This is a genomic window from Paraburkholderia sp. J41, assembly GCF_905220235.1.
Taxonomy (GTDB): domain Bacteria; phylum Pseudomonadota; class Gammaproteobacteria; order Burkholderiales; family Burkholderiaceae; genus Paraburkholderia.
In genome coordinates this window covers 146,345-158,608 of sequence record NZ_CAJMZE010000012.1, presented here as the reverse complement: position 1 = coordinate 158,608, position 12,264 = coordinate 146,345, and the positions used below count along the sequence as shown (strand labels likewise).

11 protein-coding genes are annotated in these 12,264 nt (G+C 63.9%); 1 reads left to right on the top strand and 10 read right to left on the bottom strand.

Annotated elements, in window-relative coordinates; genetic code table 11:
- Window positions 1–8: 8 nt before the first annotated feature.
- From U5805_RS15155 to U5805_RS15115, 9 genes are all read right to left on the bottom strand, one after another.
- Window positions 9–1,244, bottom strand: coding sequence for a type II toxin-antitoxin system HipA family toxin (locus U5805_RS15155; RefSeq protein ID WP_322104293.1), 1,236 nt, complete (start codon window positions 1,242–1,244; stop codon window positions 9–11).
- The gene (locus U5805_RS15150; RefSeq protein ID WP_322104292.1) at window positions 1,241–1,516 is read right to left on the bottom strand and encodes a helix-turn-helix transcriptional regulator; all 276 of its coding nucleotides are present in this window, start codon (window positions 1,514–1,516) and stop codon (window positions 1,241–1,243) included. The genes U5805_RS15155 and U5805_RS15150 overlap by 4 nt, the downstream gene beginning before the upstream one ends.
- Before the next feature lie 309 nt (window positions 1,517–1,825).
- Entirely contained in the window at window positions 1,826–3,463 is a 1,638-nt protein-coding gene (locus U5805_RS15145; protein ID WP_322104291.1) for an AMP-binding protein, read from the bottom strand.
- Window positions 3,464–3,580: 117 nt separating this feature from the next.
- Window positions 3,581–3,997 (bottom strand): RidA family protein, encoded by a 417-nt coding sequence (locus U5805_RS15140; protein WP_322104290.1) that lies wholly within the window; start codon window positions 3,995–3,997, stop codon window positions 3,581–3,583.
- 40 nt (window positions 3,998–4,037) lie between these two features.
- Complete coding sequence (locus tag U5805_RS15135; protein WP_322104335.1) at window positions 4,038–5,228, bottom strand: acyl-CoA dehydrogenase family protein; 1,191 nt, start codon at window positions 5,226–5,228, stop codon at window positions 4,038–4,040.
- A gap of 7 nt (window positions 5,229–5,235) precedes the next feature.
- Window positions 5,236–6,090 (bottom strand): enoyl-CoA hydratase family protein, encoded by an 855-nt coding sequence (locus tag U5805_RS15130; RefSeq protein ID WP_322104289.1) that lies wholly within the window; start codon window positions 6,088–6,090, stop codon window positions 5,236–5,238.
- Window positions 6,091–6,155: 65 nt separating this feature from the next.
- Entirely contained in the window at window positions 6,156–6,722 is a 567-nt protein-coding gene (locus U5805_RS15125) for a MarR family transcriptional regulator (RefSeq protein WP_322104288.1), read from the bottom strand.
- Window positions 6,719–7,516: an SDR family NAD(P)-dependent oxidoreductase gene (locus U5805_RS15120; RefSeq protein WP_322104287.1), complete on the bottom strand. Its 798-nt coding sequence runs from the start codon at window positions 7,514–7,516 to the stop codon at window positions 6,719–6,721. The genes U5805_RS15125 and U5805_RS15120 overlap by 4 nt, the downstream gene beginning before the upstream one ends.
- Window positions 7,513–9,873, bottom strand: a complete 2,361-nt coding sequence (locus U5805_RS15115; RefSeq protein ID WP_322104286.1) for a bifunctional salicylyl-CoA 5-hydroxylase/oxidoreductase — start codon at window positions 9,871–9,873, stop codon at window positions 7,513–7,515. Before U5805_RS15115 ends, U5805_RS15120 begins: the two co-directional genes overlap by 4 nt.
- A 325-nt stretch (window positions 9,874–10,198) precedes the next feature.
- Here U5805_RS15115 and opgC point away from each other — a divergent pair, with 325 nt between their 5' ends.
- Window positions 10,199–11,287, top strand: a complete 1,089-nt coding sequence (gene opgC, locus U5805_RS15110) for an OpgC domain-containing protein (protein ID WP_322104285.1) — start codon at window positions 10,199–10,201, stop codon at window positions 11,285–11,287.
- Between the two features lie 142 nt (window positions 11,288–11,429).
- Here the strand turns inward: opgC and U5805_RS15105 are convergent, their stop codons facing one another.
- Window positions 11,430–12,200, bottom strand: a complete 771-nt coding sequence (locus tag U5805_RS15105) for an SDR family oxidoreductase (RefSeq protein ID WP_322104284.1) — start codon at window positions 12,198–12,200, stop codon at window positions 11,430–11,432.
- Between the last annotated feature and the right edge of the window lie 64 nt (window positions 12,201–12,264).

The following is a 12,264-nucleotide window of genomic DNA, read 5'->3' as shown; positions in this document are numbered from 1 at the left end:
TCTTGCGTTCAACGTACGACTTTCGGGCGCGTGACCGGTTTCACGCCGGGTCTTTCGACGGCATGCCGGATCTTTTCGAGCAGATCGTCTTTCTGGAAGCGAGGGTCGTGAGAAAGACGCGCGCTGACCGTCTCGTAGGCGCGTTGCAGGCGCGTCAGGATTGCTTCGGTATCCGAAGCACTGAGTTCCAGCCGGCGAGCAAACGCAAGCAGCTCCGCCGGCAGCGGAAACGTCTTGCTGCGATTGAGGCTGAGCGCCATGCGTCCGTCGAGATCCGGATAAATATCCGTACACACCACGTCGAATACCGGTGCGAGCCGGCGCGGACCGGTGGGATCGTTATAAAGGATTCCCAGGTTTTTCATATGCGCATCGCCGTCGCGCAGCAGACATGAGAGCGCGATGCGTTCGAACAATTTGCGCTTTTCCGCGGGGTCCGAGCGCGTGTAGATGTCCACCGCTTTCGCGATCATCTCGTAGCTGCCTTGGTATTTGGCCTTGCCCGTCAGCACGCTCATGTCCTCGAAACCGAGCGGCGCGCCGTCTGCCGTGCGGTCGAAGCGCGACATCACGAATAGTTGGCCGTCCTCGGAAAGCCAGAATTCGGGCACTTCGAGCGCCGCCTCCCTGGCCACCGACATGCAGAAGAATTCGTTGCGCGCGAGGCCGGGAAAGTCGTCGCCTTCGGCTTTGACGATGACCGTGCGCAGCGGCAGCGCCGTATGTTCGGCGGGGCGGCCGACCGCTTCGCCCGCGAGCGGCACCACGGCCTTCGGTTGCACACCCGAAATGCCGGAGCCGAGCGCATAGCGGTCGATCAGTCGTTCAAACAGGCGGCCCGACGGCGACGAAAGCAGTTCGTCGAGCCGCTCGCCATCGCCTTCGGGCACGCGCTCGCCGGGCACGGAGTAGGTGAGGCGGCCAATCTGATTGCGGCCCGCGAGAAAGAGCAGGAACAGGTCGCTCGGCGCGCCGTAGCGCGCGAGCCGCTCCTCGATCACGAAGCGCAGATAACCCTCGGGCCGGTTCATCGCGAAGATGCCCATGAGGTCGCCGCTCGCGTAGCTTTGCCGGCGCACCGGCATCGTGAGCGAGACGGCGGCGGAATCGGCCGCGTCGCCGTAATTAAAGACGAAGCGGCTCTCACGCGTGAGCAGACCGCTCGGGCCTTGCGGCGTGTGCACTTCCAACGTGCGAATTTCGCGCAGAAGGCGTTCGAGATCGAGCGGGGCGTCGGCCGTCATTCTTCGTCCCGGAAGATGTCCTTCAGGTCCTCGAAAACCACGGTGTCCATCGGCCTTAGAACGATTTCATAGCCAAGCGCGTTGGCGAGGCGGCACAGTTCGCGAATGCCGACGTTTTCCGCATGCTCGGCGTTTGTCACGGTGCGGCGCGCGACGCCGGCGCGATCCGCGATAGTTTGCTGCGTGAGGTTGCGGTCGCGACGTGTCAAACGCAGGCTCGTGGCAAGACGTTCGACGTTGGAAAGCGGTTCGGGCGAAGGTGATTTGCGCATCATAGTGCGCATTATAGGTCTAAATCCTCAATTTTGCGCAGAATCGTGCGCAAATTTAAGGACGATGTCTCTTTCTCGCGAAGTGAAATGCGCAGAGTAGCGCGCAAACCTGTCTTGTTTGAGCCATTTTGCGCACGATGGTGCGCAATGCCAGCGGTTGGCCCGGTCGAATCAGCTAAAAATAGCGATTGAGGAGACATTATGAAATAACGTCTAATTAAAACGATAGCTCAGTAGGAAGTGAGCGTTTTACGTAAAATTATTTACGAGATACGCAAAAAGGGAAGCGGTTCAGGCACGCTCTTTCCTTCACATCTCGCGCAAAGCGGCCCGCTTCAGCTTTCCCGTTTCCGTGCGCGGCAACGCGTCGATAAACGTAATCAGCCGCGGATATTTATACGCAGCCACTGCGTTCTTAACGAAGTCCTGCAATGCCGTCGCCATCGCTTCGTCGCCATTGAAGCCGGGGCGTAGCACCACGAACGCCTTCACCACCTGGCCGCGCAGTTCGTCGGGCACGCCCGTCACGCCGCACTCGGCCACGGCGGGGTGTTGCATCAGCACGGTCTCGACTTCGGGGCCCGCGATGTTGTACCCCGACGACACGATCATGTCGTCGGCGCGCGCGCAGTAGAAAACGTAGCCGTCCGCGTCGATGGAAACGGCGTCGCCGGGCAGGTTCCAGCCGCCGCGCACGAATTTCGTCTGGCGTTCGTCGGCGAGATAGCGGCAGCCGGTCGGCCCGCGCACCGCGAGGTTGCCCGTCATGCCGGGCGGCACCGGTTGCAGGTCGTCGTCGAGCGCCTGCACGATGTAGCCGGGCACGGCGCGGCCGATCGATCCCGCGCGCACTTCGGCGCCCGCCGACGACACGAAAATATGGATCATCTCCGTGCCGCCGATGCCGTCGATCATCTCGATGCCCGTTGCCTCGCGCCAAAGGTCGCGCGTGGTTGGCGGCAGCGCCTCGCCGGCGGAAACCGTTTGCTTCAGGCTGGATATATCGGAATCCTTAACAAGCGGCGCCATCTGCCGGTAGAAGGTGGGCGCCGTGAACGCGATGGTCGCGCGAAAACGCTCGATGGTTTGCAGCAGCAGCGCGGGCGTGAGCTTTTCGATCAGCACCGTCGATGCGCCCACGCGCAACGGGAAGCAGAGCATGCCGCCCAGCCCGAACGTGAACGCGAGTGGCGGCGTGCCGCAGAACACGTCGTCGGCAACGGGTTTGAGAACGTGGCGCGGAAACAGGTCGCACATGGCGATCACGTCGCGGTGGAAATGCATGCAGCCCTTTGGCGTGCCCGTGGTGCCGCTCGTGAAGGCGATGAGGCACACGTCGTCGCTGGCCGTATCGCATGCGGTGAATTCGGCGGCTTTGTTCGCGGCTAGTGCTTCGAGCGAGCCGGGCGCATCGTCGTGGAAATGGCACGCTTGCTTGAGCGACGCGCAAAAGTATTCGTCGGCGGGGTCCGTGCAGCGCGCGAGTTCGCCGGCAAGGCGCGCGTCGCACAGCGCCGCCGCAATCTGTGCCTTGTCGACGATCTGCTTGAGTTCCTTCGCGCGCAGCAGCGGCATGGTCGGAACCACGACCAGGCCGGCCTTGAGCGCCGCGAGAAATGCCACCGCCATTTGCAGCGTATTCGGCCCGCGCAGCAGCACGCGATTGCCGGGCTGCAAACCGAGGTCCTCGACGAGCGCATGCGCGCTGCGATTGACGAGCGCGAGCAGCTCCGCATACGTGGTTGCGTGCGCGTGCCCGTCGACATCGGACCAGATCGCCGGACGATTGCCGCGACCGTTTGCAATCGCGCCGTCGAGCAACTCGGCTGCGCAATTCATGCGAGCCGGATAGGCGACATCGGGGTTGTCGAGCAGCATCACTGGCCATTGCGCTTCGGGCGGCAGATGATCGCGTGCGAAAGTGTCGACGTGTGCGGTGGGTTGCATGATGTCTCCGGCAGTCCGTTCAAGCAGATCGTTTTAATGCGCTCGTTGCATTGGCAACGGTTTCGACCGATAGTCGAACACGAGTCGATCGCGGCTCAGGTACGGCTCAAGTAGGGATCAAGCGCGGCTCAGGCGCGGATCGTCGGGAATCACGGCCGTGGCCTCGATCTCCACTTTCGCGTCGTCTTCCACGAGCGCGACGACCTGCACGGCGCTCATGGCGATGTCGTAATTGCCGATCAATTCGCGAAATGCGCCGCCGATTTCCTTCAGCGATGCCAGGTACTCCTTTTTATCGGTCACGTACCATGTCATGCGCACGATGTGCTCGGGTTTGCCGCCCGCCGCGCCGAGCACGGCGACGATATTGCGCAGCGCCTGCACGGCCTGCGGGCCGAATTCGCGGCTCGTGAACTGCGCGTTTTCGTCCCAGCCGATCTGGCCGGCGATATACACCTGCGTGCCCGTGGCGGCGACGCCGTTGGCATAGCCGCGCGGCTTGACCCAGCCTGTGGGAAGAAGGGCTTTTTTCATAGTCGTTGGCAGTCCGTATGAGTTGTTCGAGCGCCCGCGCTTACGCGGCGTTGTGGTGTTCCTTGAGCAGATCGCGTCCGACGATCAACTGTTGCACTTCGGTCGCGCCTTCGTAAATGCGCAGCGAGCGGATCTCGCGATACAGCGACTCGACGATATGGCCGCTTTGCACGCCCATGCCGCCCCAAAGCTGCACCGCCGCATCAATCACCTGTTGCGCGCCTTCGCTCGCGTGCCACTTCGCCATGGCCGCTTCGCGCGTCACGCTTTCGCCCTGATCGCGCAGCCACGCCGCGCGATAGACGAGCAGCGCGCTGCTGTCGATGGTGAGCGCCATTTGCGCGAGCTTGGCCTGCGTGAGCTGAAAGTCGCCGAGCGTCTGGCCGAACATGTTGCGCGAAGCGGCGCGCGCGAGTCCTTCCGCGAGCGCGCGCCGTGCGAAACCGAGCGACGCCGCCGCCACCGACGTGCGGAAGATATCGAGCGTGCGCATTGCAATCTTGAAGCCTTCGCCGGGCACGCCCAGCATCTGGCTGCGCTTCACGCGCGCGCCGCTAAAGCGCAGGCGCGCGAGCGGATGCGGTGCGATCACGTCGATACGCTCGGCGATTTCGAGCCCGGGCGTGTCGGCGTCCACGATGAATGCGCTGATGCCGCGCGCGCCCGGCGCCTCGCCGGTGCGCGCGAACACAACGTAGAAGTCGGCGATGCCGCCGTTCGAGATCCACGTTTTTTCGCCGTCGAGAATGTAGTCGTCGCCTTCGGGGTGCGCGGCGAGCGCCATGGCGGCAACGTCGGAACCGGCTTGCGGCTCCGATAGCGCGAAGGCCGCGAGCGCTTCGCCGCTCGCTACGCGCGGCAAATAGCGCGACTTCTGCGCATCCGTTCCCGCGAGCGAGATCGCGCCCGAGCCCAGCCCTTGCATCGCCAGCGCGAAGTCGGCGAGGCCCGAATGTTTCGCGAGCGTTTCGCGCAGCAGGCAAACGGCGCGCGTGTCGATGGTGTCGCCATGGCCGCCGTAAGCGGTGCCGCCCACGCCGTAGCGCAGCCAGCCCGCGTCGCCCAGTTTGCGCACGAGCGCGCGGCAGGTGGCGTCGACGTCATCGTGCGACACGTGCGCGAGATGTTCGCGCGCCCAGGTTTCGATGCCCGCACCCAGCGTGCGATGACGGTCTTCGAAAAACGGCCACGCAAGTGCATCGTGAAGATTGATGCTGGCCTCAGCATTCACGTTCAATTCAGTCTCCCTGAAAAACCGGACGCGACCTGGCCGCGAAGGCTTCATACGCGCGGCCGAAATCGCGCGTTGCCATGCAGATCGCTTGCGCCTGCGCTTCGGATTCGATCGCCTCGTCGATGCTCATGGTCCATTCCTGGTGCAGCATCGTTTTCGTGATGCCGTGCGCGAAGGTCGGCCCGGAAGCGAGATCGGCGGCAAGCTTTTGGGCTTCGGCGAGCAGCGTTTCCGGCTCGCAGATGCGGTTGTAGAAGCCCCATGCATGGCCTTCCTCGCCGCTTGCCGAACGGCCCGTGTAGAGCAGTTCGGCGGCGCGCCCTTGACCGATGACGCGCGGCAGGATCGCGCACGCGCCCATGTCGCAGCCCGCGAGGCCCACGCGCGTGAACAGAAACGCCAGCTTGCTGCGCGCCGTGGCGTAGCGCATGTCGGAGGCCATCGCGAGAATCGCGCCCGCGCCCGCGCACACGCCGTCGACAGCGGCGATGATCGGCTGCGGACAATGGCGCATTGCTTTCACGAGGTCGCCGGTCATGCGCGTGAACATCAGCAGCTCGGGCATCGGCAGGTCGATGAGCGGCGCGATGATGTCGTGTACGTCGCCGCCCGAGCAGAAGTTTTCGCCCGCGCCGTGCAGCACGATGGTTTTGATGTCGGTGGCGTAAGCGAGCTGGCGAAACAGATCGCGTAGTTCTGCATACGATTCGAACGTGAGCGGATTCTTGCGTTCGGGGCGATTGAGCGTGATGGTCGCGACGCGGCCGTCGACGGACCAGCCGAAGTGCTGCGCCTGATAACCGGCGAGCGTCGTGCGGTTGCCTGCGAAAAGCGCCTCGGCGCCGGGTCGTGTCGTCAAGGTGTGTCTCCCAATCAATGCGTGTTCGTGAACGGCTATCGGCCTTCCAGCCCGTGATTCGGCCGTTATTCGAGGCCGCTGCGCAAATGCTGCTTGAGCTTGCCGAGCCGCTCGTGCATCTTCGACTTTTCGTCGAGCGACAAGCCGCCCAGCATTTCCACTACCCATTGCTCGTGCGCGACGGCCATGCGGTCGAAGAGGGCGCGGCCCTCGGGCGTGAGCTTGACGGCGATCGAACGGCGGTCGTCGGGATCGGCGTCGCGCACGACGAGGCCTTCTTTTTCGAGCTGATCGGTAATGCCCGTGACGTTGCCGCCCGTCACCATCAAACGGCGCGAAAGCTCGGTCATGCGCAAGCCTTCGGGGTGGCGCTCGAGCTGCGCCATCAAGTCGAAACGCGGCAGCGTGGTGTCGAATTCGCTGCGCAAACGGCGGCGCAATTCGGCTTGCACGAGGTTGGTGGTCGTGAGCAGACGCAGCCACAAACGCAAGCCCATGTGGCTGTCGGCGCCCGTGCTCATCTCCATGTCGACCACGTTTTCGGCCGGCTTCTCCACGCCCTTGCGCGGCGCTTTGGCCTCCCTGGGCGCTTTGGGCGCGCCGCTTTTGCGCGTGGATGCAGGCGATGTCATGTGATTTCTCCACCGGAAACGGAAATGGACTGCCCCGTGATCGCGGACGATCCCGGCGCGCAGAGCCACAGCACCGCATTGGCGACTTCGCCAGGCGTGACGAAGCGTTGCTGCGGATTGTGGCGCACGAGAATGCTACGCGCCTCGGCTTCGCTGCGCGAGGTCTTGCGCGTGATTTGATCGAGCGACGCCTGGAGCAATTCCGTTTCGGTGTAACCGGGGCATACCGCGTTCACGGTGACGCCTTGCGTAGCCACTTCGAGCGCGAGCGCGCGCGTCATGCCGATCACGCCGTGCTTCGACGCGCAATACGCGGCCACATACGGATAACCCACTTGACCCGCCGTGCTCGCCACGTTGACGATGCGCCCCGCCTTGCGCTTCAACATGGCGGGGAGCACGGCGCGCGTGCAAAGGAACGCGCCCGTGAGATTCACGTCGAGCAGGCGTTTCCACAACGCGAGATCGGTTTGCGCGAACGGCGCGGCCTGCGCCTGGCCCGCGTTGTTCACGAGAATGCCGATTTCCCCGAGCTTTTGCGCCGCTTGCGTGAATGCGAGGTCCACGGCTTCTTCGTTCGTGATGTCCACGCTCACGCAGGCCACGCTCACGCAGGCCACGTTTCCGCCGTTCAGCGCGCTTTTTTGCGCTTCGAGACGTGCGGCGTCGCGGCCCATCAGCGTGACGCGCGCACCGGCTTCGAGCAGCGCGGCCGCCGTCGCCGCGCCGATGCCGCTGCCGCCGCCGGTCACGACGGCGTGGCAATCGTTCAGGATTCCCAGGTTCACGCTCATACCGTGCCTTCGGCGCGTTGCGCGCGTTCGAGCGGAGACAGCCCCGCGGCGGCGGCGGCGGCCGCTCGCTCGCGTTCGATATTGCGTTCGAGCTGCGTTTTCGCGGAGCTGTACTGCACCGGCCATTTCACGTCGAGCCAGCCGATGCGCGCCGCTTCGGTGAGCGTCCACGACGGATTCGCGAGATGCGGCCGCGCCACCGCGCAAAGATCGGCGCGACCCGCCGCGATGATGCCGTTCACGTGATCGGCCTCGGAAATCGCACCCACGGCAATGGTGGCGATGCCCGCTTCGTTACGGATGCGATCCGCGAACGGCGTCTGGAACATGCGGCCGTACACCGGTCGCTCCTCCTTGCTGACCTGGCCCGACGAGACGTCGATCATGTCGGCGCCGGCTTCCTTGAAGGCGCGCGCGATTTCGATGGCGTCGTCGGGCGTGTTGCCGCCTTCGACCCAGTCGTGCGCCGAAATACGCACGGAAATGGGCTTGTCCGCAGGCCAGATCGCACGAATCGTCTTGAAGATTTGCAGCGGATAACGCAGGCGATTTTCCAGCGATCCGCCGTATTCGTCGGTGCGCCGATTGGTGAGCGGCGAGAGGAAACTCGAAAGCAGATAACCGTGCGCGCAATGCAGTTCGAGCCAGTCGAAGCCGGCTTCGACCGCCATGTGCGTGGAGCGCACGAATTGCGCTTCGATCTCGTGCAGTTCGTCGTGACTGGCTTCGTGCGACCACTGGCTCACGCCCGGCAAATACTGTTGCGGCGAAGCGGAAACGAGCGGCCAGTTGCCGTCGTCGAGCGGTTTGTCGATGCCTTGCCATGCCACGCGTGTCGAACCTTTCGCGCCCGAGTGGCCGATCTGGATGCCTATTTTCGCGTCCGACTGCGCATGCACGAAATCGACGATGCGCTTCCATGCCGTCAGATGCTCGGGCGCATACAAGCCGGGGCAGCCCGGCGTGATGCGGCCTTCGGGCGAGACGCAGGTCATCTCGGTCATGACCATCGCCGCGCCGCCCATCGCGCGCGCGCCGAGATGCATGAGGTGATAATCGCCGGCAATGCCGTCATGCGCCGAATATTGCGCCATCGGCGAGACGATCACGCGATTCTTGAGCGTGACGCCGCGCACCGTGTACGGCGTGAACATCGGCGGCACCGCGCGCGCGCCCGCGCCGGCGCGTTCGGCGAGCCATGTTTCGAAGTCCGAAAGATATCGGGAATCGCGGGCGCGCAGGTTTTCGTGCGAGATGCGCTGCGAGCGCGTGAGCAGCGAATACGCGAACTGCTCGGGCTCGAATTGCGTGTAGCGGTCGACGTGCTCGAACCATTCCGTCGAATTGCGCGCGGCGTTCTGAATGCGCAGCACGTCCACGCTGCGCACGCTCGTGTAATGCTGGAGCGCGGCGCGCAGATCGTCCGGATGCGCGTCCATGCTGTTGGCGAGTTCGATGGCGTCCTCGAGCGCGAGCTTGGTGCCGGAGCCGATCGAGAAGTGCGCGGTATGCGCGGCGTCGCCCATCAGCACGACCGGAGTCTGCTTGCCGTCGGCGGCCGTTTTCCAATGCACCCACTCGCGGTTGACGACGCGCGGGAAGCGAATCCATTGTGCCGATCCGCGCAGATGATCCGCATTCGAGCGCAGCGCGTGGCCGTCGAGATAGCGTGCGAAGAGTTTTTCGCAGAACGCGATGCTGTCTTCCTTGCTCATCGTGTCGAGGCCGGCGGCGCGCCACACGTGATCGGGCGTTTCGACAATGAACGTGGACGTGTTGTCGTCGAAGCGATAGGCGTGCGCCTGGAACCAGCCCCATTCGGTCTTTTCGAACGCGAACGTGAAGGCGTCGAACAGCTTCGAAGTGCCGAGCCACACGAAGCGGCAATCGCGCAGATCAATGTCCGGCTGATACGTGGCCGCGTATTTCTGCCGCGTGGCGCTATTGAGGCCGTCGCTCGCGATGATGAGGTCGGCGTTCTGGATGTCGTCGTCGGTGATCTGCGATTCGAACACCAGCTTCACACCAAGCTGCTCGCAGCGCGCCTGAAGAATGTTGAGCAGGCGCTTGCGGCCGATGCCGCAAAAGCCATGACCCGACGAGCGGACCGAGCGCTCGCGAAAATGGATTTCGATGTCGTCCCAATGATTGAACGCGTCGAGAATTTCGTCGGCGCTTTCGGGGTCCGCCGCGCGCAGATTGCCGAGCGTTTGATCCGAGAACACCACGCCCCAGCCGAACGTGTCGTAAGGACGGTTTCTTTCGATGACCGTGACCTCGTAGTCCGGGTGACGGCGCTTCATCAACAGGCCAAAGTACAGGCCGGCCGGCCCACCACCCATGCAAACAATGCGCATGCTCGCTCCCTTGATCGATCCGTGGGCTCAATGTATGCCGATTTACTTTAGGTGTCAAGTAAATGACCGGCGGGGCGGGAACACCCTGGTGCGGCGTGTCGATAGCGGGCACCGCTTACCGTGTATTACGCCGCCGCCCTCGCATGCGCGCACGCGATAAACTGTTCGCACAAAACGACAGCTTCTCGCTGCTTTTACCGATGCCTTTCACGCGGCAAACAGGCGGCCGCAGGCGCGCAATTGATCAGTGATCCTACGATTCGTTTCGCGTCGCACTGCCTTTCCCTTCAATCGTAAGGTTCGAAACGAGCGGGAGTCGTCATAGATGAACGAAGCGGCAAAGCGGTCGATCGAAATCGACTTTTTCCGGGGTTTTGCGCTCATTGCCATCGCACTCGATCACATTCCGTCGAGCGTGCTTTCGCATGCGATGCTGCATACGTTTGCTTACTGCGATTCGGCGGAAGTGTTCGTGTTCGTGAGCGGCTACGTGTGCGCCGCGAGCTGGCTCGCGCTGGCCGCGCGCAAAGGCGAGGGCGCGGCGAACCGCCGTTTCTGGCGGCGCGGGCGTGAAATCTACGCGGCTTATCTCTTCACGGCCGCGCTCATGTTGCTTTCCGGCGCGGCGGCCGTGTTGTTGCGCGTCGATTCGCCATTGGTGGGCGAGTCGGGTTTTTTGCGCTTTTCCGCGCACCCGTTCACGACGCTCGCGAACATCGCGGTGTTTCGCGAACAGCCGTATCTTGCCGGCGTTTTGCCGATGTACATCGTGCTGGTGCTGGCATTGCCCACGGCGATGCCGTTTGCGCGCCGCTCGCCCGATGTCGTGCTGTTCGGCAGTTTCGGACTGTGGTTGGGAGGATGCTGGCTCGCTAGCTGGCTGCCTGTCGCGCCGGGTTCCGTCTGGCCGTTCAATCCCTTCGCGTGGCAGGCGATGTTCGTGCTCGGCTTGCTCTGCCGGCTCTATCCCGTCACGCGCGCGTTTCAGGTTTCACTGCAAGGCCGCGCGCTGACGCTGCTGGCCTTTGCGATTGTCGTGACCTTCGCCGCCGTGCGTTTGTTTTTCGATCTGGAGCCGCAGCCCGGCTACATGAAACAGAATCTTGCGAGCGTGCGCATCGTGAGCTTCGCGGCCGTGGCGTGGCTTGCCGCGCAAGCCGTGCGAAAGGGCTGGATCGCGCAGCTTGCGCAGCGGCTTCCGGCCATTGTCAACGTGGGACAGCAAGGGCTGGCGTGTTTCGTGGGCGGCGCGGTGGTTTCGAATCTGATCGACACGCTGCTGCGCGCCTTGCACGCGAACAACTGGCTGCCCGCGCGGCTTGCCGGCGATGCGCTCGCGATTGCCGCATTGCTCACGCTCGCAGGCAGCCTGCGCTGGTGGAAATCCGTCCGGCCGCGCGTGGCGCTCACGTGATTTCCAAAGGTGAGCGTTTGCGGGAGGTCCGGCATCGAAGGCAAACCAAAGCCGCCAAAAACGCCGGGAAATGACGTCGTTACCGAATTCGCGAAGCGTTCGCCGAAGTTCGCCGAATCGTCGAAGGTGAGACTTTGCGGGATCAACCCAGTTCGCGCACGTCGGACGTGGGTGCGGAGCCGAACGCTTCGCTCAGCGCGTAATCGACCACTTGCCGCGCCGCGGCTTCCGGCGACGACAATTGGCCGTCTTCCTTGAGCTTTTCGAAGCGCTCGCGCAACGGGAAATGATTCGCCTGGGTCGAGCGGATCGTCGCTTGCATGCCGGTGTCGATCACGCCGGGCGCGAGACTGCAAATGCGCACGTTCGTGGGCGCATCGAGCGCGACGGCGCGTGCGTGATGATCGAGCGCGGCCTTCGTCGCGCAGTAGACGCTCCAGCCCGCGTAGGCATTGCGCGCGGCGCCGCTCGAAATATGCACGATGCGGCGCGATGCGTTCGCGCTCAGCGCGGGCGTGGCGGCGAGTGCGTTCGCGAGCATCAGCGGCGTCGCGACGTTGAGCGTGACCGCGCGCGCGATGGCGCTCGCGTCTTGCGCGCCGAGCGGGGCGATCGGCTCGACCGTGCCTGCATTGTTGACGAGCACCACACAGTCAGCGCCTTCGATGAAGGCTTCGAATGCGCCGCTCGCGAGCCATTGTTCCAGCGCGAGAGGATCGGCAAGATCGACGACGGCTTCGGAAAAATGTGCCGCATGCGCCGAGGCAAGCGCCGCGTTCGTGCCGCGCCCGAGACCCAGCACGTCGATGTCACGTTGCAGCAGCAGTTCGGCGATCGCCGCGCCGAGTCCGCGCGTATGACCGGTGACGAGGGCGCGAATGGCGGTGCGCGAGGCGGAAGAGGAGGTCGTCATGATGGGATGGGAGCCTGGGTCGCGCGCTCGTGCGCGCACGGTTTGTCGCGGAAGATAGGGGAAT